We start from the raw sequence: 22,362 nt of genomic DNA, 5'->3' as shown, positions 1-22,362 counted from the left end.
CGGTTTTCCGGCTAGCGGCGCGTGCAGACGACAGCTATTAGGTCGGCGGCCAGATTACCGTGGGCTCGTCGAAAAGCGCTCTTCGGAAAGCGCTCGTCGAAGACGAAAACTGGCAATTGGTTCGAAGCGCGAAAGGAGCGTGGCCACCTATCATGTCCATCTGGGAGACTGAGGTTTTTGGAAGCGATTCGGTCATTGAACTCTTCGATGAGGTTCAGGATCTCGACTCACAGGATCGCGTTGGTGCATTGATTGATGCTGGCCGCATTGGGGTGGATTCCGAAAGTAGCGATGAGAAGGCCTGCGCACTCGCGGCGGCTGCGATTATTGCAATTTGGAATGGTGCGCCATTTAGCGGCGGTGACATTGTGGAGGACTACAGCTTCATCCGGGAGGGAATCTCGGAGGCACACGGCAGCGAGGAGGATGCGTTGGCTATCGCCTCCGAGGTGTTCGATAGTCTTCTGGGGGAACTCAGTGAGTCTGACCAGGCGGCGCTGGAAAACTGTGTCGAAGCGGTAGAGTAATTCTCGCGTCCCCAGTAGTGATTCTTTAAGAAGAATCTCACGTCAAAGAATCTAGAGAAAGCGTTACATGTCCTCGAAGAACATTGATTTCAAGGTTGCAGACCTCTCCCTGGCTGAGGCCGGTCGTCACCAGATTCGTCTGGCCGAGCACGAGATGCCAGGCCTGATGGCCCTGCGCGAAGAGTATGCAGAGCAGCAGCCACTGGCCGGTGCCCGTATTTCCGGCTCCATTCACATGACGGTTCAAACCGCGGTGCTCATCGAGACCTTGACGGCGCTGGGCGCAGAGGTTCGCTGGGCTTCCTGCAACATCTTCTCTACCCAGGATGAGGCCGCTGCGGCTGTCGTCGTTGGGCGAGACGGCACTCCGGAGGACCCGCAGGGTGTTCCGGTTTTCGCTTGGAAGGGCGAGACGCTGGAGGAGTACTGGTGGTGCCTCGACCGCATCTTCGACTGGGGCGATGAAGATGCCAACATGATTCTGGACGACGGCGGCGACGCCACCATGGCTGTTATTAAGGGCATGGAATTCGAGGATGCTGGCCTGGTGCCGCCAGCAGAAGAGTCGGATTCGGACGAGTTTATTGCCTTCAAGGACATGCTTCGCGCCAGCCTGGAGAAGGATGCCGGCCGTTGGCACCGAATTGCAAAGTCGGTCAAGGGTGTCACAGAGGAGACCACCACTGGTGTCCACCGCCTCTACCACTTCGCAGAGCAGGGCGTGCTGCCATTCCCGGCCATGAACGTCAACGATGCGGTCACCAAGTCCAAGTTCGATAACAAGTACGGCACCCGCCACAGCCTTCTGGACGGCATCAACCGCGGTACCGACATGCTGGTTGGCGGCAAGAATGTGCTGGTTTGCGGTTACGGCGATGTGGGAAAGGGCTGCGCGGAGGCGCTGGCGGGTCAGGGCGCTCGCGTTCAGGTCACCGAGGCCGACCCGATTAACGCATTGCAGGCATTGATGGACGGTTTCGACGTCGTCGCTACTGAGAGCGTCATCGCAGATGTCGACATTGTCATCACCGCCACAGGCAACAAGGACGTCATCACTTTCGAGCACATGCAGCAGATGAAGAACCACGCGCTGCTGGGCAACATCGGCCACTTCGACAACGAGATCGACATGCATAGCCTGCACCACCGCGATGATGTCCGTCGTGTGGAGATCAAGCCGCAGGTCACCGAGTACATCTTCCCGCATGCTGACGGCGAGGAACGCTCTCTGATTGTGCTTTCCGAGGGGCGCCTGCTCAACCTGGGTAATGCCACCGGACACCCGTCCTTCGTAATGTCGACCTCCTTCGCCGACCAGACAATCGCGCAGATTGAGCTCTACTGCAACGGTGATAAGTACGACAACACTGTCCACCGTCTGCCGAAGATTCTGGATGAGAAGGTCGCTCGCATTCACGTCGAGGCACTCGGCGGTGAGCTCACCCGACTGTCCAAGGAACAGGCCGAATACATCGGCGTTGACGTCGAGGGCCCGTATAAGCCAGAGCACTACCGCTACTAGTTCTAGCCAAGGCTAGGCCGCAGCCATGTGTGCGAGGAGAAGAATTTGATTATCGCAGTCGAAGGAATCGACGGTGCTGGCAAGAACACGCTTGTCACAGCTGTTACCAATCAACTCCGAAGTCAAGGACACTCCGTTTCTTCGATGACCTTTCCGGCGTACCGGCAGACAATCTTCGCTGATTTCGCCGATCAAGCCTTGCACGGTCAGCTCGGCGACACCGCGGACTCCGCTTGGGCAATGGCACTCCTGTTCGCTCTGGACCGCAAAGAACGTCGTCAAGCGATTGTTGATGCAGCGCACGAGAACGATGTTCTGATTATCGACCGCTACGTCGCGTCCAACGCGGCCTACTCCCTGGCTCGCACACAGAATCCGGCGATCGTCGAGTGGATTGAGAAGACCGAATTCGGGGATTTCCAGCTTCCGCTTCCCGACGTTCAGGTCTGTCTGGCCACGTCGGTGGGAGTGGCAGCCGACCGCGCACGCAAGCGGGAAGCCTCTGATGTGCAGCGAACTAGGGATGCCTACGAAAAGGACTCGGGTTTGCAGGAGCGCACACTAGCGGCGTACCAAAAGTTCGCGGAGGGCTCGTGGCAGTCACCATGGCTGATGCTTACGGGGGACGATGGGGCGGACCGCCTTGTGGAATGGATCAGTGCACGCCTGCGCTAGCCACCTCAACGGGAAACTACAGAACTAGATAGCTTTACGTTTAGAATATGACGCATGAGCTCAAAAATCCTGGTTGTTGATGATGATCCGGCCATCGCCGAAATGCTCACGATGGTGATGGAGCGCGAGGGCTTCGACACAGTAGTAGTCGACGATGGCCTCGAAGCTGTCAAGGCAGCAGAGCGGGAGAACCCAGATTTGATTCTGCTGGATCTCATGTTGCCGGGCATGAGTGGTGTCGATGTCTGTCGCACTGTGCGAGAGACATCGGCGGTGCCGATCATCATGTTGACTGCGAAGACCGACACGGTCGATGTGGTCCTCGGCCTGGAATCCGGTGCGGATGACTATGTCACGAAGCCCTTTAAGCCGAAGGAACTCGTGGCGCGTGTGCGCGCTCGGCTGCGTCGTCAGGAGGACAACCCGAGTGAGACTCTCGAGGTCGGCGACTTGACTATCGACGTGCCCGGTCACGCCGTGTTCCGTGATGGCAAGGAGATTTCTCTGACCCCGTTGGAGTTTGACCTATTGCACACTCTTGCATCCCGTCCGAAGCAGGTCTTTTCCCGTGATGAGTTGTTGGAAAAGGTCTGGGGATATCAGCACACCTCGGATACTCGACTCGTCAACGTTCACGTTCAGCGTCTGCGCTCGAAGATTGAACTGGATCCGGAGAACCCCCAGATTGTGCTGACCGTCCGCGGTGTCGGGTACAAGACGGGTGACTAAACAAGGCCAGTCAGCTTTAGTGGGAGCCGATTCTTGCGTCGATTAATAACGAAGCTTCGAGACTTCACCAATAGGGGAGTGACCTGGGCGGTTACGCTCTGGCGCACGTCTATCCAAGCGCGCATTCTGACCTCTGTGGTGGTACTGAGCGCGATGGTGATTGCGGTACTCGGTTTCGCGCTGGCGACTATTGTTACCCAGCGGCTTATCGACGCAAAGGTTACCGCTGCCGACGAGGAAATTGACCGTGCTCGCGCAGTGGTGGAGCGGGCGATTGAGAACTCTTCGTCCAACGAGCTGCAAGCTCTGCTCAACGTGGGACGCGATGCTCTTGTGAACCGTGCAGCCGGTTCCGGTGCTGCACCACTGACAAGTTATGAACCACTGCTCGTGGCGCCGGTGCCGCGAGGCACGGTGTTGGCTTCATCGCCGATTAAGGCTGATGTCCCAGAACGATTGCATGAAGTAGTCCGACAAGGGCAAATTGCGTATCAGGTACGCCAAGTCACTGATAACCGCGGCGATACGTACTCGGCGTTAATTATCGGTAGTCCCACTTCTACTTCGGTTGATGGGCTCGAGCTTTATCTGGTCACCTCTATGGCCGCAGAGGAATCGACTATTAAGTTGGTTCGTGGTCTGCTCGCCGGTGCGACAGTAATTATCATGGCGCTTCTCGGCGGTATTACTTGGTTCTTCTCCAATCAGGTGACGACACCAGTGCGTTCCGCCGCCCAGATTGCCCAGCGCTTTGCCGACGGTCACTTGCGCGAACGCATGGTCGTGCAGGGTGAAGATGATATGGCGCGACTGGCCATGAGCTTTAACAAGATGGCCGAATCGCTGTCGACGCAGATTAGACAGCTGGAGGAATACGGCAGTCTGCAGCGACAGTTCACCTCCGATGTTTCGCATGAGTTGAGGACACCTCTGACCACGGTGCGTATGGCCGCCGATCTTATTGCTGACGGCGCTGAGGACCTCGATCCGGCGACTCGCCGCGCAGCTGAGCTGATGAATGAGGAGCTTGAGCGTTTTGAGATGCTTCTCAATGACCTGCTTGAGATCTCACGCCACGATGCCGGCGTTGCTGACCTGTCCGCAGAAAAGGTCGATGTTCGTCGCTGCGTGGATGCTGCCTATCAGCAGGTAACGGTCGTGGCCAAGGAGACCGGTACGCCCATCCGCTTCCACCTGCCCGATGAACCGGTAATGGCAACAGTCGACTCGCGTCGTATTGAGCGCGTGCTACGCAATCTTATGGCCAACGCTGTTGATCACAGTGAGGGCAATCCGGTGGATGTCACAGTGCGGGCGAGCGATTCCGCGGTTTCGTTTACGGTAGTTGACCACGGTGTGGGGCTAAAGCCGGAGCAGCAGGAACTGGTGTTTAACCGTTTCTGGCGTGCTGACCCCTCGCGCGTCCGACGCACCGGCGGTACCGGACTTGGCCTGGCAATCGCGCGCGAGGACGCACAATTGCACGGTGGGGAACTGGAGGCATTTGGCGTGCCGACGGTCGGTAGCTGTTTCCGTCTGACTGTGCCGCTGGAGCCCGATGCGAGCTTCGGTGAGCATCCGCTCGGACTGGAAGTTCCCCCGCTGCCTGATCAGATTCCGCACCAGCAGGAAATTGGTGCACGGGAGTTGGAATCGGAATCGAATGCATCGCAAGTCAAGAGCCAGGATCAGGGTAAGGGGCAGAGGACTAGCGATAGCGAATCCCAACAGGCACGAGAGGAGGATAGTTAAATGACGGCGCAGCAACAGTCAAAGGCTCGTCGCGTCCTGCGTAAGACAGTGGCGCTTAGCTCGGTGATCATTTTGGGCACGGCCGCAGGATGTACCACCATTCCGCGGAACACCAGCCCCCAGGTGCTGCGTCCGTTTGAGCCGCCCCAAGTTCGTATTGAAGTTCCGCAGCCTCGTCCGAATGTCAATGCAGACATTGTCCTGCGCGACTTTTTCGCCGCGGCCGCGCATCCGGTTGATGATTTTCAAGCTATGCGTGCCTTCATGACCCCGGAACTAGCGGCCAGTTGGAAGCCGCAGGATAGCGCCCGCATTCTCGACGGTGTCAACCTCATCGCCCAGCGGGATGAAGGAGGATCGCGACAGTCCTTCGTTGCCCGAGGTCGCAGCGTTGGTCAATTCGGTACTGATGGTGCTTATGAGCCCCAGTCCGGTGACTATGAGGAAACCGTGGAGATGAAGCTCGGTTCGGATGGGCAGTGGCGCATTTCCTCGCTGCCCGACGGTGTTGTCATGGAGCGTCAGGCATTCCTGGAAAACAATGTGCCTCGCAATGTCTATTTCCTCGACCCGGCGGGTAATCATTTGGTCACAGATCGCCGTTGGCTCTATCGTGGCGTCACCGATGGCGCGACCAATCTGTTGACGAAGCTGAAGAACGGCCCATCAGCACCACTGCGACCGGGCGTCACCACCGTGCTCAAGCCCAATGCCTCAATTGCGGTGGAGGCAGGACCTGTGTCCAACGCGGACGGCCGCAGGGTCGAAATCACCGGGTTGGGTGATATTTCCGAGGAACTGCGTGTCATGCTCGCGGCGCAGATTATCTGGACTCTCGATTCGGCAGATTTCCGTGGTCCGTGGATCCTCATGGCCGACGGCGAACCACTAGTTGCCAGCCACGACGAGCCGTGGACGAAGGACACCGACACAATCCAGCTCTACGACCCGAATCATCTACCGGCTGATAACGCACCGTTGCGGACGGTCGACCGCAGCGGTATCTACGAGATCGCTGACGGCCACGCCACACCTGTGGGACGCGGCTGGACCGCCAGCGGCAGCACTGCGGTGTTTTCCGCGGCAGTGGGCACCAACCCCAATGGCAGCGAGCTTATTGCCGCCGTGTTCCGCTCGGCCGTGGACGGTCGTGCCGGTTCGTATGACCTCGGGGAGTCCACATTGATGCTCGGCGGAATACAAGATCAGCCGGTTCCTGTGCTGACTGGCGAGAGTCTCACCCGTCCGACATGGTCTCCAGACGCCGAGGCGGTCTGGACAGTGAAGGACGGTACAACCGTCGTACGCCTGGTTCGGCAGTCGACGTCATCTCGGATTCAGCAGGAGGAGGTTGATACCTCTGAGCTCAATCACCTTCTTGACGGCGGCGCAGGCACGGGGCGCCCGAGCGCCGGTATTTCTGAATTCCGCGTCGATTCTTCAGGCACGCAGGTAGCGATGATTATCGCTGGTGAAGTCTATATCGCCACCATCGAAAGGCATGACGATAAACCGTGGAAGTTGACGCACCCGCGTGCTCTGCCGCTCCCTGAAAACGTTTCCCCGGTGTCGCTGACGTGGTCGCCGAATCAAACGGTCACGGTGGGCGGTTACAGCGGGGACACCCCGATGTGGAGCGCCTTCCCGGACGGTGCGACCAGCTCTGTTCTGCCGAAGCTCAACCTGACACCGCCAATTCCTGTGGTTACCGCGACCTCGTCGAAGCGTTACGCATTAGATGCCACCGGTGTTATGGAGCTGATCTCCAGCGAGGGGCAGCAGCAGTTCTGGCGCCAGGTTCCGGGTGCGCGTGGTCGAATGGCTCCGGTGTCTGTGGAATAAGCGCAAATCGGGGAGGGGATTAATGGCGCAGGGGAGGTCATCGCAGGAATTTCTGCGCGTGCTTTACGACGTTACCCGCGATGCAATCGGCCTCGTGATACCGGAAACCTGTCCGGTGTGCGGCTGCTCCGGGACGCTGTGTCGCGATTGCAAGGACGATCTTCAGCAACCTCCAGTGCGGTTTTCACCGCGGGCTGCGTTACGCGCAGCAGCGTGGACCTGCGGTCCGTACTCGGGTGCGAGGAGACATCTCATTTTGTCGGCCAAAGAACGGGGCAGTGGTGAAGCCAGACGAATCATGGGGGCCGTGTTCGCCGCTGCGGTACGAAGGCTAGCCTCTGATGGCCATATAATGCCCCCGGAAATTACCCCCGTCATTTTGATTCCCGCGCCGACAAGATCGTCATCCCGTCGACAACGGGGTGGGGACCCGGTAACAATTGCCTGCGACTTTGCTTGCAGTCAGCTCCCCTCCAGTTCGGTATTGCCCCTGGTGCGCATTGGCGGGCGCACGCGGGATTCTGCGGAGCTGGGGGCTTCTCAACGCAGACGAAATCTTTCTGGCCACATTGTGCCGCTGACGCAATTCAAGCGCGGAATTAGCGACAAGCTGCGACAACGCTGTGCGCAGGCGACAGTAATTCTGGTTGATGATGTGGCCACTACTGGTGCCACTGCAGCGGAAACCGAGTTGGTGGCAGCGTCATTGGGGATTCGCATCGACATGGTGTTGGTGCTCGCCCGGGCGTAGACGCAGGGGTGTCGTCGGCAAGCGAAAAATAAACGAGGGGAACGTGGCATTGGTTACCCCCGGAACTGTATCCTGGGGGTGCAGAAAGACTCGTCACCGTAGACGCCGTGAGTAATCCCGCTCACGGAAGGGCGGTGGCCATACCGGGAGGTAGGTAGCAAGTGTCCACACCTGCTGACAACAACGAGGTACTCAGCCCGAACGCTCAGGTGACCATCACCGGGCGCAATGTTGAGGTTCCAGAGCACTTCGCAGATCGTGTTAAGGCGAAGCTGGCGAAGATTGAGCGCCTCGACCCGACTTTGACCTTCTTCCACGTGGAGCTCCAGCACGAGCCGAATCCGCGCCGTGCAGACCGCTCTGACCGTATTCAGATCACCGCTACTGGCAAGGGTCACCTGGCTCGTGCGGAAGCCAAGGAAGATAGCTTCTACGCTGCACTGGAGTCTGCTCTGGGCAAGATGGAGCGCTCCCTGCGTAAGGTGAAGGCTCGCCGCAAGATTAGCCGTTCTGGCCACCGTGCACCGATGTCCGTCGGCGAGGCAACTGCTTCGCTGGTTGCAGAGGCTGAGGCAGCGGCTCCGGAAAAGGCTGATCCGTACGAGGATCTGGTTGAGGACGTGACCCCGGGTCAGGTTGTGCGTACCAAGCAGCACTCCGCAACTCCGATGACGGTGGAAGATGCTTTGTCTGAGATGGAGCTCGTCGGTCACGACTTCTACCTCTTCGTTAACGAGGCAACCTCTCGTCCGTCCGTGGTCTACCGTCGTCACGCATACGACTACGGTCTGATTGAGCTGGCAGACGAAGACGAGAAGTAAGTCTTCACCAAAAAGAGCACGCAATACCGCGCAGAGCTGTGTATTGGTAAGTAATTGCTCACATGAGCCCGTCTTCTCTTAGAAGGGAAGGCGGGTTCGTCGTATAATCAACCGTTGCACATTAAAGTTCGACGTGAATCGGCCGGAAAGGTCCCAATTTAGTGTTTTCGCTCAGCAAGTTGCTCCGCATTGGTGAAGGCCGCGCTGTCAAGAGGCTTGGCAATATTGCAGATCAGGTCATCGCCAAGGAAGACGAGTACGCAGCTCTTTCAGACGATGAACTCCGTGCCAAGACCGAGGAGTTTAAGAAGCAGCTGGCTGACGGTGCCGATGTAGACGATTTGCTGCTGGATGCTTTCGCCACGGCGCGCGAGGCATCCTGGCGCGTGCTGGGGCAGAAGCACTACCGCGTCCAGGTTATGGGCGGTGCGGCACTGCACTTCGGCAACGTTGCCGAGATGGGTACTGGTGAAGGTAAGACCCTGACCTGTGTGCTGCCCGCATACCTCAATGCGTTGGCAGGCAAGGGTGTTCATGTCGTTACGGTTAATGACTACCTGGCTAAGCGTGACGCGGAGTGGATGGGTCGAGTCCACCGCTTCCTGGGGCTTGAGACTTCCGTGATTCTCTCTGAGCTCAGTCCGGACCAGCGCCGCAAGGCCTATGCTGCCGACATCACCTACGGTACGAACAACGAGTTCGGCTTTGACTACCTGCGCGATAACATGGCGCATTCGCTCGACGATTTGGTGCAGCGTGGGCACCACTTCGCCATCGTCGATGAGGTTGACTCGATTCTGATTGACGAGGCCCGTACCCCGTTAATTATTTCCGGTCCGGCAGATGGCGATCCGCACTGGTACCTGGCGTTTTCCAAGATCGTGCCGCGTATGAAGCGCGATATTCACTACGAAGTCGATGAGCGTAAGCGCACCATCGGTATTCGTGAAGAGGGTGTTGAATTCGTTGAGGATCAGCTGGGTATTGCCAACCTGTATGCTCCGGAAAACTCTTCGCTGGTCAGTTACCTGAACAATGCCCTGAAGGCCAAGGAGCTGTTCACCCGCGACAAGGATTACATTATCCGTAATGGTGAGATTCTCATCGTTGATGAGTTCACCGGTCGCGTGCTGGCAGGCCGTCGCTATAACGAGGGCATGCACCAGGCAATTGAGGCCAAGGAAGGGGTGGAGATTAAAAACGAGAACCAGACGCTGGCAACCGTTACGCTCCAGAACTACTTCCGCCTCTACGACAAGCTGTCCGGTATGACCGGTACGGCTGAGACCGAAGCGGCTGAGCTACACCAGATTTACAAGCTGAACGTCATGGCGATCCCGCCGAATCGCCCGAAGCAGCGTGAGGATTTGCCCGACCTGATTTACAAGACGCAGGAGGCAAAGTTCGCCGCTGTTGTCGAGGACATCCGCGAATGCCATGAAAAGGGCCAGCCAGTTCTTGTCGGTACGACGTCAGTTGAGAAATCCGAGTACCTTTCCAAGCTCCTGCAGCGCGAAGGTGTTCCTCACTCTGTGCTGAACGCTAAGCACCACGAGAAGGAAGCTGAGATTGTCGCAGTGGCGGGTCGTCTCGGAGGCGTTACCGTGGCAACTAACATGGCCGGTCGTGGTACTGACATTGTGCTGGGCGGTAACCCGGACATCATCGCCGACCTGAATCTGCGCTCTCGTGGTTTGGACCCGGTGGAAACTCCGGAAGAGTACGAAGAGGCGTGGGACGCTGAGATTGAGCGTGTTCGTCAGCAGTCGAAGGAAGAAGCTGACAAGGTACGTGAGGCCGGTGGCCTCTACGTCCTGGGCACTGAGCGCCATGAGTCGCGCCGCATTGACAACCAGTTGCGTGGTCGTACCGGTCGTCAGGGTGACCCGGGTGTTACCCGCTTCTACCTGTCCATGCGCGATGATCTCATGGTTCGCTTCAACGGTCAGCGCATGGAAGCGCTGATGAACACTCTGAATGTTCCGGATGACGTTCCTATCGACTCCAAGGTTGTCTCCAACTCCATTAAGAGCGTCCAGGCTCAGGTGGAAAGCCAGAACTTCGAAATCCGTAAGAATGTTCTGAAGTATGACGAGGTTATGAACCAGCAGCGTAAGGTCATCTACGCTGAGCGCCGTCGCATCCTCGAAGGTGAGGATTTGAAGACTCAGGTCCGTGACATGCAGGATGACGTAGTCGATGCGTATGTCAACGGTGCCACCGCTGACGGTTACGTGGAGGATTGGGACCTCGACGAGCTGTGGAATGCCCTTGAGCAGCTCTATAGCCCGACGTTTACCGCGCAAGAGCTCATTGATGGCTCTGACTTCGGTACTCCGGGTGACCTCTCGGCCGATGAGCTGTCCAAGGCTCTGCACGCGGACATCTCGGCCAGCTACGACCAGCTTGAGGATGCGGTCTCCGCAATTGGCGGCGACGACCAGATGCGCAATATCGAGCGCTTCACCATCCTGAACGTCATGGACCAGAAGTGGCGCGAGCACCTCTACGAGATGGACTACCTCAAGGAGGGCATTGGCTTGCGCGCCATGGCCCAGGCTGACCCGCTGGTGGAGTACCAGCGTGAGGGCTACGACATGTTCACCGCGATGATGGACGGCATCAAGGAAGAATCGGTTCGTCAGCTGTTCCTAATCCGTAAGCAGGTTATGCCCGCAGTGGAAAACACTGAGGGACAGGAAAACCAGGCTCCAGCTCTGCCGACGGAAGCTGCTGAGCAAAATCAGCAGATGACCTACTCCGGTCCCAGCGAGGACGGCAGTGCAGAGCAGCAGCGCGTGGATCAAGAGTCTGAGGGCAACCGAGCACAGCGTCGGAAGGCGGCTCGCAAGCGCCGTCGCTAAGCACTAAAGCACACGAAACGCGGTCATGGTCCATGGCCGCGTTTTTGCTGTTCCGCGGCGGAACGTGCCAGTGAACGCGCGAACCTTCGGACCGACACGGCAACTACCCAGGAACTCGACCTTTTTGCCGTCCGCGGAAGCGCTGGCGTGGAAGGATTGCAACGCGACACCCTTGAGGCTGGTGTTCTTCGACAGGGTGAGTATCGCAGCGTGAATAATCGGGTCGATATTGATGCGACGCAAATCGTTGACTCGCCTGCGACCCGCGATGATGTCGAAGACGCGGCGAGTAATCGTGCCAAGCTCCTGTCTCAGATTCTGCTCACAGTGCTGGACAACGTGCGGTGTTTGCGGCGTCTTTTTCGCAGCAGGAGTGGCCACGGCGGGCGGTAATGCCGTCATGACAGCGGTCCCGGTGGCAGCGGAGCATCCGCTATAGGTCGGTGCCACTTTTGCGGTTTGAGAGGCGGCGGCATTAGCTGACTGGCCAAGTTGAATTGTGTGGAGAAGCGAAAAGCCCGTTGCCGGTTCAATGGATTCCCTGCCACTGGAGCGGTGCTCAGCGGCGTGCGACAGCGCGTAAGGCATCGGTGTCTGAGATTTTGGTACGTGAGACGTTGGTGCCATGGATTAATCCCCCTAAAAACGCTCCATTGGCAAGTTCCCCCTTGCTGAAGACCATTGTCCTACAAGTGCTTTAAGTGTGCAGCTTGTGAAGGGGAATTCACGGCCGGCGTGGGGGGGATTGGGGAGAGGATGCAGTTGCGAAATGGGCTGAGTGTTTCGCTGTTAATGGTCCTATCGGTTTCCGTCAAGGCCGTTCTGGTCGTCTACAAATGGGCGTAACGAACAGCCAATTAACACGCTGAACTGGAAAAAAGGCAAACGTGCAGGTCATGCGATAAACTACAGGCCATGCGCGGAATGATTATCGATTACTGTGGTGTCCTTGACGGCACGGATGAAGACCAGGCACGTTGGCGTAATTTGCTGGTAGAGGCGCGTGCAAATGGTGTTGGCCTGGCAGTCCTGTCGAATGACCCAGGTGGCCCATCGGCGGATCCGATTCGCAAGCTCGAAGATGAGGGCCTGGTAGACGCAGTTGTGCTCTCTGGTGAAATTGGCCATGAGAAGCCTTCGGCAGAGGCTTTTAATGCAGCCGCTGCGGCTATTGAACTGCCGGCACGGGACTGCGTGCTGGTAGATGATTCGATTGAGAACATCCATGCGGCCGTCTCTAACGGCATGGTGGGAGTCTTCTATCAGCAGTTCGACCGCGCAGTGGTCGAGATTGCCGGTCTACTGGGTCTCGAGGGCGAGTTCTAATGCGCGTCTATATCCCAGCGACTTTCTCCATGCTTGAGGCGCTGAAGGAGGATGAGCTCTTCCACGCCCGCGGTGGTTGGGGCTTTGCTGTCACTGAAGCGCTGCGCGATTTCTTTACTGAGGGCGATGATGAGGAACTGGCAGACGTAGCCTTTGATGAGGCGGCGCGTGCGTCGCTCCGTCTGCTCGATGCCGCAGAAGAGAAGTTCCCGCACCGTCGAGTGGTCATTTCCGTTGATGTGGAGGCGGAGCCGCAGTCGGATATGGGAGATGCTGTGGTTAAGGTCGGCGGCCCAATTTCGCTTGCCGACGTTGCAGCGCTCCACATTGATGTGGAAGAGGCGGAAAGCAAGGTTGAGGCTGCGATTGATGCCGTCGATAAGGCAGATCTCGGTGACGAGGATGCGGAGCTCACTGTCGGCGATGCGCTGGAGATCCCGCTGGCGTGGTACGACGTAGCTGAGCTCGGCATGGTGGTCGACTTCCTGTAGTAGCGTGTGCTTGGCGTTGATGAAGGGGACTGGGTTTAGGAACCCAGCCCCTTTTTTGTATGGCACAAGTGTTTTCAGCGGGGGTATAAAAGGCGGGATTGTTTTGTGTAGATAAGCTCCATGTCAAAGGGGGTGTTTCGCACGAGGGTGGGGGTAATGACAATTTCGCTATTTGTGTCAAAATCATTTGTTTCTCTTGACCAATAACTTACCGCTCCGTAGTCTACGTCTAAGTAACCTACGGACACGTAATGATGAATCGGGTGGGGCATGCCTGCTGATGAACAGCGTTATTGCGTGTTCGTCCGTGACAGTCAGGAGGGCCAAAAATGGGGCTTAAGACCAAAGTTTCCCGGGTATTCAAGCATTTATCCACGCCACTTTTGCCCGATGACTACACGCATTTGCTAAATCCGCTGTGGTCAAGTCGCGAGCTGCGCGGTCAGATTGAGGCCATCAATCCCACATCTCCTACTTCAGCAGAGTTGATAATCCGTCCGGGTTGGGGGATGCCAACAGACTTCAAGCCAGGCCAGTTCATCGGACTTGGCGTAGAGGTCAAGGGGAAATACCTGTGGCGTTCCTACTCGCTGACAAATGCGCCGCGGCCTCATGACGGGCTGCTGACTATCAACATCCGTGCGCTCAACGACGGCTACGTGTCCCAACACCTCGTCGCCAATGTCAAGCCGGGTACTGTCGTCCGCCTGGCTGCCCCGGCTGGGGATTTCCATCTTCCGGAGCCGCTCCCAGCCCGCATTGCGTTTGTTACCGCAGGCTCCGGCGTCACTCCGGTGATTTCGATGCTGCGTGATCTTTCAGCTCGCAATGCCTCGGTGGAAGTCGAGCATATTCACTCCTACCGCGGCGAGAAAGAAGCTGTGTTTGTCAACGAACTTCGCGAGCTGGAACAGCACAGCGCCACTAGCGCGTTGAAGTATCGCCTGCATGCCCGGAATACGGAGACGCAGCCGCGGATTGACGCTGCGGCGGTTACCAGCATCATTGCTGACTTTGGAGCGCTGGCATCGTCGGCAAGCGCCTATGCCTGTGGTCCGGTTGAACTGCTGAAAAACCTTGAGCCGGAGTTTCCCGGGCTGCGGACGGAACGTTTCACCGTTGACCGCTCGGCGGCGGGGGAGGTCGGCGGCACGGTGAGTTTCGGCAGCCGAGGCGATATCGACGTAGACGGTGCAACCACCATCCTGGAGGCGGCCGAGAGCGTCGGGGTTGACCTGCCGTACGGCTGTCGGATGGGAATTTGTGCGACGTGCGTGCAGCAGCTCTCCGACGGCGCAGCGCGGGACATCCGCACCGGTGCGACGTTTGTGGCGGGGGAGCGGGTCCGAACGTGCGTCTGTGCGCCGGCGGGGCACGCGCGTATCGAACTGTAAGTTCGCCCCACATCTATCTCAACCTGTATTAACCAGGAGAAACTACCTAAAGGAGTTGGGACCCTTCCCATGGCAATTTCTGATATCGCATCGTATGCGCACTTGAGCGAAGAAGACGTCGCAGAGATTGGGCGTCGGTTTGCGGAAATCGAAAAGCAACACCGCGATTCGCTGGGGCAGAAGGATGCTCGCTACATCCGCACGCTCATCCGCATTCAGCGCACCCTTGAGGTGACTGGTCGAGGTCTGCTGATGGTACCGACAGCCGGCATGGCCCTGAACAAATTGGGGATGCTGCCGAAGTCGTGGAAGAACACCGCGCACTGGGGTTTCAAATGGGCGGGTGCCTCAGCGCTGGGGCTGGCAAAGATTTTGGAAAACCTCGAAATCGGCCACAACACCATGCACGGTCAGTGGGACTGGATGAATGACCCTGAGATTCACTCGGCCACCTGGGAGTGGGACAATTCCTGCCCATCCAGCGGGTGGAAGCACTCCCACAACTTTGTCCACCACAAGTACACGAACGTGCTCGGTATGGACAACGATGTGGGATACGGCATTCTCCGGGTGACTCGCGACCGCCGTTGGAAGCCTTCGACGCTGCTGCAGCCGGTGACAAACGTGGTGTTGGCCAGCCTTTTCCAATGGGCAGTGGCCTTCTACGACGTCGAGCTCGGGCGCGTGTTCGCAGGTAAGAAATCCTGGGATGAGGCCCGACCGCAGCTCATGGAGGTGCTCAACAAGTCGGGGCGCCAGGTGCTCAAGGACTACGTTCTCTTCCCGGCGATGGCGGGTCCGCGTTACCGTGAGGTGGCCTTTGCGAACATGATGGCCAACCTCGCTCGTAATCTTTGGGCCTACGCGGTCATCTTCTGCGGACACTTTCCGGATGATGCCGAGACTTTCACCAAGGAGCAGTACAACACCGAGGACAAGAGTGAGTGGTATTTGCGCCAAATGCTGGGCTCGGCGAACTTCCACGGTGGGCTGGCGTTGTCGGTGCTCTCGGGAAATCTGAATTACCAGATTGAGCACCACCTGTTCCCGGACATGCCATCCAACAGGCTTGCGCAGATTTCGAAGCAGGTTCAGCAGATCTGCCGGGAATACGACCTGCCATACAACACGGGGTCGTTCCCGAAGCAGTTCTTCCAGGTCCAGCGCACGCTGCTGAAGTTGTCGCTGCCGGATCGCTTCTTAGTCGCTGACCCGGACAACGCCCCAGAGGTACGTTCGGAGGCGGCGTTCAAGAAATATCCGCAGGTTGAAGCGGAGCTCCAGTCCAGTTCCCCGCAACGCAAGGGCTTAGCGACGGGTCTGCGAATGCTCCGCCGTCTTCGCCCAGGCGTCCGGGAAATTGTCCGGGCCTACACAGGTCGCTCGACGCACACGGCTGCGCGCGGTTAGCCCTCGGCCCGCTTGCGAACCGCAGCCGCGACTGCCGGTTCGCGGTTCCAAGGCATTGATTGCTTGTGGGGGAGCCGTAGCCAGGCGCGAATCATGGTCACGGTCAGCGTCGCAGTTGCACCAGCGAGGAAGAGCGCTAAGTAAGCCGAGGAATTCTGGCCGGTGAACTCCACGGTCACGATTAGTGCGAAAAGTGGGGCTGCCATGGATGCCGACAGGAAGGCCGCCGCGCCGAGAATCGCAAAGTCGCTCAGCGGAACTGAGGGCATCAATGGCTGTATGAAGCAGCCGACGATGAAACCGCTGAGCGCGCCAAGGGCAAAGCCGGGAGTCAAGAGACCACCGACGGCACCAGAACGGAAAGTAACGAGAACCGCGATAGCTTTCGCAATCAGCAGGATGACTGCAAAACCCAGCAGCGGGCGGTCCATGAGAACTGTGGTCGCAGCGATACGGCCATTGCCCAAGACTTCTGGAACCCACAGTGAAATCACACCAACCAGCGTAAATGCGAGGGGGATGGCCCAGGCAGAGTGCCAGCCAGTCGGTGCTTTGTCCGACATCCGCGAGCTGAGAATGCGAAATGCGTAGCCGATGGCACCGCAGATAACACCGATGAGCAGTGCTGCCCCGAGGTTGCCCCAGCCGTCTGAGAGATTAATTGGGCTGTAGAGCGGGCTACTGCCGACCACAATGCCCGACGTCACCGTGGCGATGGCTGAACACGCGAGCACCACCATCACCGCGGTAATACTCAGTGAGCCCAGCAGAATCTCTAACGAGAAAACAGCTCCAGCCAACGGGATGTGATAAATCGCCCCCAGGCCGGCACCGGCCGCTGCTGCGACCAGAATACGGCGGTGTAGCGGATCGATGCCCAGTCGATGCGACATCTGCGAGGCCACCATTGCACCGAGCTCACGCGGAGCATTCTCGCGTCCCATGGATGCGCCTGCGGCTACGGTTGCCATCTGCAAAAACACATTGACAAGAGTTGACCACACAGGCATGGGCCGGCCGTGCATGCCCGCTTCAACGCTTTCAATAGGCTTCGCCTTTGTGCGCAGAGCTGCCCACATTGGTCCTGCAATCAGCCCCGCCAACACAATCCCGACAAAGCGCTGTAGTCCAGTGGTGCCATCGGTTACGACCGCTACGTCACCCTCGTGCTGCCCGTAGACCGCGTACTCGATGCCGTGCATGATCAGCGCGAGCCCGGCAGCTCCGAGCCCCGTCGCAAGACCCACGATCAGCGTGTAGATGCACAGCCGGATCCAACTGCCGGGAGCGGGGTAGAGACCGGAGCTTGCTTTGTCCGCCTCAACTCCAGCCGAGGCTTCAGCGGGCGTCTCCACAGAATCGGTGTGGCTAGTCTCTTTCAATGTCCAGCTCCCAATCCTCGTTGTCGCTGATGGCGCTCAACAGGCGACGCACGGCCATCGCTCGACGGTGCTGAACTCCCTCCAGCTTGTCGAGGGCACACTCTGGATCCGCGGGCGGTCCCAAATGGGTGCAACCACGTGGGCATTCATCTGTCGCTGCCTGGATATCTGGAAACGCCGCCAGCAGCGTCTCCGGTGTCACATGGGCTAGACCAAAGGAACGAATGCCCGGGGTGTCAATGATCCACGACGTCGCGCTGTCTTCGCTTTCCGACGGCAGCATCAGCGCCACCGACTGTGTGGAGGTATGGCGGCCCTTACCCACACCGCTGACTTCGCCGGTCTCACGGTTGGCTTCAGGAACAATCCGGTTGACAAGGGTTGATTTCCCCACACCGGAATGCCCAACCAAAGCTGTCACTCGTCCGGGGACATCGATGAGCTCTGACAAGGGAGCCAAGTCATCATTAATACCGCAGACAACGACATCCACTCCGAGTGCCGAGAACTCCCCGGCAAATTCCTTTGGGTCGGCCAGATCGGATTTAGTCAGACAGAGCACGGGGCGGACACCGCCGGCGTAGGCCGCGACCAGCGCGCGTTCGACAAAACCGGTGCGAGGTTCAGGATCGGCGACTGCGCACACAATGAGCAGCAGGCTGGCATTGGCCACGACGATGCGCTCATACGGGTCATTGTCATCGGCGGTGCGACGCAAAACCGTGCTGCGCTCTGCCAGCTTGACGATGCGGGCCAGTGTGCCCGCACGGCCGCTGACATCGCCTACGACACCGACACGGTCACCGACAACGATATTGGTGCGGCCGAGCTCGCGGGCACGCATGCATGTCACTGCAACATCAGGGTTGTTATCGAGGACTACACCCCAACGACCACGATCCTTGGTCACCACCATGCCCCAGTGGGCATCGGCGTGGCGGGGGCGATCCTTCGTCCGTGGCCGCGACCCTTTACCGGGTCGGATGCGTACATCGGACTCGTCCCATTGCCGTCCACGCCTGCGTGCCGCCACTGTTATTTCCCTGCCTCGGTTCCGTTGTCCACGCCATCAATTCGAGCTTCGACTGACTTTTCCAACGAACTAGGGCTGGGGGAGGCCAGTCCGAGCATCTCCAGCCAGCGCAGGTCGAATCCAGGCATGGTCTTAGCAGTGGTACCGATATTTTCGACTTCCACGCCCTCCGTGCGCAGGCCAACAATGGCACCAGCGGTGGCCATTCGATGGTCGGCGTAGCTGTGCCAGAGGCCACCGTGGAGCGGAACGGGGTCGATCGCAATGCCGTCGTCAAGCTCGGTCGCGCGACCGCCGAGACGGTTGATTTCCGTGGTGAGCGCGGCGAGACGGTTGGTCTCGTGACCGCGCAGGTGTGCGATACCCGTCAGCTCGGTGCGGGTAGTGGCCAAGGTGGCGATGGCGGCGACAGTGGGGGTCAGCTCGCCAATCTCGGACATGTCCATCGTGAGTCCGCGCAGCTCCGACGGCTTTGAGCCCACGACGGTGAGGCTGGTGCGGCCACTCTCGTGACGGTTGAACGTCACGGTAGCGCCCATAGCGGTGAGGATCTCGCGGATGCGGTCGCCCGGCTGCGTGGTGTGCTCTGGCCAGTCGGGCACGGTGACGCTGCCACCAGTGACAGCCGCAGCGGCCAGGAAGGCGGCGGCGTTGGACAAATCAGGCTCGACTTGCCAAGTACGACCCATCATTTCGGTCGGGTGAATGGTGAACGTTGTGCGTGGTCCCTCAGGTGTGTCGGCCGTGGTCTCCTCGACCTGCACACCGGCCTCGCGAAGCATGTCCAGGGTCATGTCAATGTGCGGGCGGGAAGGAATCTCACCGGTCGGGCGAAGTACCAGGCCACGGCCGTAGCGCGGTGCTGACAGCAACAGACCAGAGACGAACTGGCTCGAAGCCGAAGCGTCAATTTCCACTTCGCCGCCGATGTCCGGCAGATCCTGCTCCTGGACCGAGTCACCGAGGCGGTTGCCCTGATTCGGGCCCTGCGGATTGACCGTGAAGGGAAGCCCATTGCCCGCGATGTTCACACCGAGGCTGCGCAGGGCATCCAGCACGGCCGACATCGGGCGAGCCTTGGCTTCTACGTCGCCTTCGAAGAATACCGACCCCTGCGCAAGAGCTGCGATAGGTGGCACGAAGCGCATAACCGTACCTGCGAGACCACATTCCACGACACCACCGCGAAGCATGCGTGGAGTGACGCGGAGCGTGTGGTTCGGGGCACCCGAATATGTCGAGTCGGCACTGATGTCAGTTCCCAGAGCCTGCAGTGCGCGAATCATAAGATCGGTATCGCGAGAGCGCAGAGCACCATGGATAACCGATGGTGTCGAAGATATCGCCGCGATGACAAGGGCACGGTTCGTAATCGACTTCGAGCCGGCAATCTGCACCGTGGCACTAAAAGGCTGTCGACCGGCCTCGGCACCGTCGACACTTACAGTAGGGGCGGACCAATTCTGATTTTGGGAACACACACAACCAATTATGGAACACTTTCACTCCATACCTCGACTAGAGGGGGAGTCAACGGCACAATCAGTTGGTATGTGTGGTCGTTTCGTCAATTTCACAGTCGCCGAAGAACTGCTCAGCACCACGGCTGAGATTCCCGGTTTGGCGCCCGTGCGTGCCGACGGCCCGTTGCCCACCTCCCGCTACAACATCGGACCGACCATGCCAATAGTTGCTCTTGCCCGCGAGCACCCCGGCCGCACAGGAACCATTGCTGCCACCGTGCGCTGGGGTTTAATTCCGCAGTGGGCCCGCGAAGTGCCAACAACACCTTTCTTCAATGCTCGTGCGGAAACCTGGCAGTCCAAACCGACTTTCCGGGACAGCCTGCCCTGCGCAATCCCCATGAACGGTTGGTACGAGTGGAAGAATCGCCAGCCCTACTTCGTCAGCTTCAGCGATGACGCACCGCTTTTCACCGTCGCGGGGCTGTGGGCGCGCTGGGGCGATATCGTCTCCGCCACAATTCTCACCACCGACGCCGTGAGACAGCTCGCGGATCTTCATCATCGTATGCCGCGCGTGCTTGCCGACGACGAAGTCAGTGACTGGTTGGATCTCTCGGCCTGGGCAGCAGACGGAGATGTTGGCATGACCAGCGCAGAAGTGGTGGACAAGCTGACCATCCGACCGGTCAACCGCGCCGTCGGCAATGTTGCGAATGAAGGATCGCACCTGCTGAATGGGCCCGATGGAGCAGCACCCGGCCACAACGAGGAGCTGTTTTAAGGCCGTATCAGCGGGGAGGTTGCAGGAGTAGCCGCAGGGTTAGCGGGCGATGTCGGCGACCGTGGCGTCGCAAAGCGAAACCAGATCAGCGGGTGACAGTTCGATGTCCCACCCGCGGCGACCACCGGAGACGAACACGGTGTCGGCGAGAGTAGCGGTCTCATCAATGACGGTGGGGAGCTTGCGGCGACCGCCAAGCGGGGAGATGCCGCCGGGAACGTAGCCGGTGGCAAGTGACGCGTCATGGGGGTCGGCCATCGTGGCCTTGGAAGCCCCGGCAGCCGCGGCGGCGGCCTTGAGGTTGAGCATTCCGGTGGCGGGGACGACGGCGATGGCCAGCCCAGTGAGTTTGCCGGATAGCTCGATAATGAGAGTTTTGAAGATGCGTTCGGGCTCGACACCGAGATGCTCTAGTAGCCAAGAGGCGGCCTCTTCGCCGAAGTTGTCGCTGCCGTGGGGGAATTGGTGAACGTGGAAGTCGATTCCGGCGTTCTGACAGACGGCGATTGCCGGGGTGGCGGCAGCGGATTTCTTGGCGGACTTCTTCGACATAATTTCCCATCGTTGCACACCAGTGCAGCTAAGCGACGAAATGCCTGGTGACGGGGGTCTGGCCGACTCGTGGGTGCGGATGTTTTAGGATAGGTAGCATGTCAGGTGATCAGACAGGAACATCGGCCATCCGGACTGATGAGTCGGATGAGGAGCTTGCGCAGCGCTTTGAGCGTGACGCCATGCCGCTTTTGGATCAGCTCTATGGAGCGGCGCTGCGGATGACGCGCAACCCCGCCGATGCCGAAGACCTGGTGCAGGAGACCTATATCAAGGCTTTTCAGGGCTTCCGCTCCTACAAACCGGGCACGAATCTGAAAGCGTGGCTCTACCGCATTCTGACGAATGCGTACATCAACAACTACCGCAAGGCGCAGCGTCGTCCTGCCGAGTACGCCACCGATGACATCACGGATTCACAGATCGCGGAAACCGCGTCGCACACTTCGATAGGGCTGCGCTCTGCTGAGGTTGAAGCGCTGGAAAAGCTTCCTGACGAGGAAATTCGTGACGCTTTGATGAGTCTCAAAGAGGACTACCGGATGGTGGTCTACTACGCCGATGTCGAGGGATTGCCCTACAAGGAGATCGCCGAAATCATGGGCACGCCCATCGGAACTGTGATGAGTCGGCTCCACCGTGGAAGAAAACAGCTCCGAGACGCGTTGCACAACGTAGCCGTGGAACGTGGATTCTTGAAAGAAGAGAAGGGAGATTCTCCGCGATGAGCCGAGAGTCGAGCCAAGATATGGAGCAGACGCCAGAGCGCGGGCACGCCTGTGAAGATGCTTTCTGTCAGGATGTCCACTCGCGCCTACACGCATTTTTGGATGGAGAGTGTGATTCGGAGGAGCGTCGCTTTCTCGAGGAACACATTCACAAATGCCCTCAGTGCTTGGAAGAGTTCGGTTCCGAGCAAGCTATACGACGGCTGCTACGCCGGTGCTGCCAGCAACCTGCCCCTGAGGACCTCCGTCAGCGCATTACCACTCGGATTCGCGTGTCCTATACGCGGGTGGAGTACCGCAGGTAGCTGCTGGCGGC

21 protein-coding genes are annotated in these 22,362 nt (G+C 58.8%); 16 read left to right on the top strand and 5 right to left on the bottom strand.

What is annotated here, in order from left to right:
- Positions 1 to 152 precede the first annotated feature (152 nt).
- The 9 genes from HMPREF2857_RS06080 (at position 153) to secA (ending at position 11,483) form a co-directional block, all read left to right on the top strand.
- Positions 153 to 527 (top strand): DUF4259 domain-containing protein, encoded by a 375-nt coding sequence (locus HMPREF2857_RS06080; RefSeq protein WP_070643142.1) that lies wholly within the window; start codon positions 153 to 155, stop codon positions 525 to 527.
- 67 nt (positions 528 to 594) lie between these two features.
- On the top strand, positions 595 to 2,049 hold the full coding sequence (gene ahcY / locus HMPREF2857_RS06075) for an adenosylhomocysteinase (protein ID WP_016422204.1): 1,455 nt from the start codon (positions 595 to 597) through the stop codon (positions 2,047 to 2,049).
- Positions 2,050 to 2,094: 45 nt separating this feature from the next.
- The gene (locus tag HMPREF2857_RS06070; protein WP_070643147.1) at positions 2,095 to 2,724 is read left to right on the top strand and encodes a dTMP kinase; all 630 of its coding nucleotides are present in this window, start codon (positions 2,095 to 2,097) and stop codon (positions 2,722 to 2,724) included.
- A 54-nt stretch (positions 2,725 to 2,778) separates the two neighbouring features.
- The gene (mtrA, locus tag HMPREF2857_RS06065; protein ID WP_070643141.1) at positions 2,779 to 3,453 is read left to right on the top strand and encodes an MtrAB system response regulator MtrA; all 675 of its coding nucleotides are present in this window, start codon (positions 2,779 to 2,781) and stop codon (positions 3,451 to 3,453) included.
- Positions 3,454 to 3,531: 78 nt separating this feature from the next.
- Positions 3,532 to 5,205, top strand: coding sequence for an MtrAB system histidine kinase MtrB (mtrB, locus tag HMPREF2857_RS06060; RefSeq protein ID WP_049172804.1), 1,674 nt, complete (start codon positions 3,532 to 3,534; stop codon positions 5,203 to 5,205).
- Complete coding sequence (locus HMPREF2857_RS06055) at positions 5,206 to 7,047, top strand: LpqB family beta-propeller domain-containing protein (protein ID WP_070643139.1); 1,842 nt, start codon at positions 5,206 to 5,208, stop codon at positions 7,045 to 7,047.
- 493 nt (positions 7,048 to 7,540) lie between these two features.
- Positions 7,541 to 7,798, top strand: a complete 258-nt coding sequence (locus HMPREF2857_RS10895; protein ID WP_141737802.1) for a hypothetical protein — start codon at positions 7,541 to 7,543, stop codon at positions 7,796 to 7,798.
- 161 nt (positions 7,799 to 7,959) lie between these two features.
- The gene (gene hpf, locus HMPREF2857_RS06045; RefSeq protein ID WP_016422210.1) at positions 7,960 to 8,619 is read left to right on the top strand and encodes a ribosome hibernation-promoting factor, HPF/YfiA family; all 660 of its coding nucleotides are present in this window, start codon (positions 7,960 to 7,962) and stop codon (positions 8,617 to 8,619) included.
- A 161-nt stretch (positions 8,620 to 8,780) separates the two neighbouring features.
- Positions 8,781 to 11,483: a preprotein translocase subunit SecA gene (gene secA, locus HMPREF2857_RS06040; protein ID WP_070643137.1), complete on the top strand. Its 2,703-nt coding sequence runs from the start codon at positions 8,781 to 8,783 to the stop codon at positions 11,481 to 11,483.
- A gap of 3 nt (positions 11,484 to 11,486) precedes the next feature.
- Here the strand turns inward: secA and HMPREF2857_RS06035 are convergent, their stop codons facing one another.
- Complete coding sequence (locus tag HMPREF2857_RS06035) at positions 11,487 to 12,110, bottom strand: hypothetical protein (protein WP_070643136.1); 624 nt, start codon at positions 12,108 to 12,110, stop codon at positions 11,487 to 11,489.
- Positions 12,111 to 12,398: 288 nt separating this feature from the next.
- Here HMPREF2857_RS06035 and HMPREF2857_RS06030 point away from each other — a divergent pair, with 288 nt between their 5' ends.
- The 4 genes from HMPREF2857_RS06030 (at position 12,399) to HMPREF2857_RS06015 (ending at position 16,104) form a co-directional block, all read left to right on the top strand.
- Entirely contained in the window at positions 12,399 to 12,809 is a 411-nt protein-coding gene (locus tag HMPREF2857_RS06030) for an HAD-IA family hydrolase (RefSeq protein WP_038627918.1), read from the top strand.
- Positions 12,809 to 13,300 carry a DUF6912 family protein gene (locus HMPREF2857_RS06025; protein WP_049172814.1) on the top strand — a complete coding sequence of 164 codons (492 nt, stop codon included), beginning with the start codon at positions 12,809 to 12,811 and terminating at the stop codon, positions 13,298 to 13,300. Before HMPREF2857_RS06030 ends, HMPREF2857_RS06025 begins: the two co-directional genes overlap by 1 nt.
- Positions 13,301 to 13,629: 329 nt before the next feature.
- A complete protein-coding gene (locus HMPREF2857_RS06020) occupies positions 13,630 to 14,694 on the top strand; it encodes a flavin reductase family protein (RefSeq protein WP_070643134.1) in 1,065 nt (354 codons plus the stop codon).
- Between the two features lie 69 nt (positions 14,695 to 14,763).
- Positions 14,764 to 16,104: a fatty acid desaturase family protein gene (locus HMPREF2857_RS06015; RefSeq protein WP_049193306.1), complete on the top strand. Its 1,341-nt coding sequence runs from the start codon at positions 14,764 to 14,766 to the stop codon at positions 16,102 to 16,104.
- Here the strand turns inward: HMPREF2857_RS06015 and HMPREF2857_RS06010 are convergent.
- Genes HMPREF2857_RS06010 through aroA form a run of 3 tightly spaced genes read right to left on the bottom strand, consistent with a single transcriptional unit; the run spans position 16,101 to position 20,000 of the window.
- Positions 16,101 to 17,486 (bottom strand): chloride channel protein, encoded by a 1,386-nt coding sequence (locus HMPREF2857_RS06010; RefSeq protein ID WP_070643133.1) that lies wholly within the window; start codon positions 17,484 to 17,486, stop codon positions 16,101 to 16,103. The genes HMPREF2857_RS06015 and HMPREF2857_RS06010 overlap by 4 nt on opposite strands.
- Positions 17,473 to 18,519: a ribosome small subunit-dependent GTPase A gene (rsgA, locus tag HMPREF2857_RS06005; RefSeq protein WP_070643131.1), complete on the bottom strand. Its 1,047-nt coding sequence runs from the start codon at positions 18,517 to 18,519 to the stop codon at positions 17,473 to 17,475. The genes HMPREF2857_RS06010 and rsgA overlap by 14 nt, the downstream gene beginning before the upstream one ends.
- Before the next feature lie 2 nt (positions 18,520 to 18,521).
- On the bottom strand, positions 18,522 to 20,000 hold the full coding sequence (gene aroA, locus HMPREF2857_RS06000) for a 3-phosphoshikimate 1-carboxyvinyltransferase (protein ID WP_070643129.1): 1,479 nt from the start codon (positions 19,998 to 20,000) through the stop codon (positions 18,522 to 18,524).
- Between the two features lie 70 nt (positions 20,001 to 20,070).
- Here aroA and HMPREF2857_RS05995 point away from each other — a divergent pair, with 70 nt between their 5' ends.
- Complete coding sequence (locus HMPREF2857_RS05995) at positions 20,071 to 20,766, top strand: SOS response-associated peptidase (protein WP_049193311.1); 696 nt, start codon at positions 20,071 to 20,073, stop codon at positions 20,764 to 20,766.
- Positions 20,767 to 20,805: 39 nt separating this feature from the next.
- On the opposite strand, the gene ybaK is transcribed toward HMPREF2857_RS05995, so the two are convergent.
- Positions 20,806 to 21,318: a Cys-tRNA(Pro) deacylase gene (gene ybaK, locus HMPREF2857_RS05990; RefSeq protein WP_070643128.1), complete on the bottom strand. Its 513-nt coding sequence runs from the start codon at positions 21,316 to 21,318 to the stop codon at positions 20,806 to 20,808.
- Between the two features lie 98 nt (positions 21,319 to 21,416).
- Between ybaK and HMPREF2857_RS05985 the strand changes: the two genes are divergently transcribed.
- Together HMPREF2857_RS05985 and rsrA are read left to right on the top strand one after the other, a co-directional pair.
- Positions 21,417 to 22,046, top strand: a complete 630-nt coding sequence (locus HMPREF2857_RS05985) for a sigma-70 family RNA polymerase sigma factor (protein WP_016422221.1) — start codon at positions 21,417 to 21,419, stop codon at positions 22,044 to 22,046.
- Positions 22,043 to 22,351 carry a mycothiol system anti-sigma-R factor gene (gene rsrA / locus HMPREF2857_RS11425; RefSeq protein ID WP_016422222.1) on the top strand — a complete coding sequence of 103 codons (309 nt, stop codon included), beginning with the start codon at positions 22,043 to 22,045 and terminating at the stop codon, positions 22,349 to 22,351. Before HMPREF2857_RS05985 ends, rsrA begins: the two co-directional genes overlap by 4 nt.
- Positions 22,352 to 22,362 lie beyond the last annotated feature (11 nt).

It is taken from the genome of Corynebacterium sp. HMSC076C10, assembly GCF_001812455.1.
Lineage (GTDB): Bacteria > Actinomycetota > Actinomycetes > Mycobacteriales > Mycobacteriaceae > Corynebacterium > Corynebacterium jeikeium_D.
This window is presented reverse-complemented; position numbering and strand designations above follow the sequence as displayed.

Excerpts from the sequence above, each read along its gene's own strand:
- ahcY (WP_016422204.1), top strand. The coding sequence starts at position 595 with ATGTCCTCGAAGAACATTGATTTCAAGGTTGCAGACCTCTCCCTGGCT.
- HMPREF2857_RS06015 (WP_049193306.1), top strand. The coding sequence starts at position 14,764 with ATGGCAATTTCTGATATCGCATCGTATGCGCACTTGAGCGAAGAAGAC.
- HMPREF2857_RS06020 (WP_070643134.1), top strand. The coding sequence starts at position 13,630 with ATGGGGCTTAAGACCAAAGTTTCCCGGGTATTCAAGCATTTATCCACG.
- HMPREF2857_RS06030 (WP_038627918.1), top strand. The coding sequence starts at position 12,399 with ATGCGCGGAATGATTATCGATTACTGTGGTGTCCTTGACGGCACGGAT.
- ybaK (WP_070643128.1), bottom strand. The coding sequence starts at position 21,318 with ATGTCGAAGAAGTCCGCCAAGAAATCCGCTGCCGCCACCCCGGCAATC.
- HMPREF2857_RS06080 (WP_070643142.1), top strand. The coding sequence starts at position 153 with ATGTCCATCTGGGAGACTGAGGTTTTTGGAAGCGATTCGGTCATTGAA.
- HMPREF2857_RS06055 (WP_070643139.1), top strand. The coding sequence starts at position 5,206 with ATGACGGCGCAGCAACAGTCAAAGGCTCGTCGCGTCCTGCGTAAGACA.
- HMPREF2857_RS05985 (WP_016422221.1), top strand. The coding sequence starts at position 21,417 with ATGTCAGGTGATCAGACAGGAACATCGGCCATCCGGACTGATGAGTCG.
- rsrA (WP_016422222.1), top strand. The coding sequence starts at position 22,043 with ATGAGCCGAGAGTCGAGCCAAGATATGGAGCAGACGCCAGAGCGCGGG.
- HMPREF2857_RS05995 (WP_049193311.1), top strand. The coding sequence starts at position 20,071 with ATGTGTGGTCGTTTCGTCAATTTCACAGTCGCCGAAGAACTGCTCAGC.
- HMPREF2857_RS06035 (WP_070643136.1), bottom strand. The coding sequence starts at position 12,110 with ATGGCACCAACGTCTCACGTACCAAAATCTCAGACACCGATGCCTTAC.
- mtrA (WP_070643141.1), top strand. The coding sequence starts at position 2,779 with ATGAGCTCAAAAATCCTGGTTGTTGATGATGATCCGGCCATCGCCGAA.
- HMPREF2857_RS06025 (WP_049172814.1), top strand. The coding sequence starts at position 12,809 with ATGCGCGTCTATATCCCAGCGACTTTCTCCATGCTTGAGGCGCTGAAG.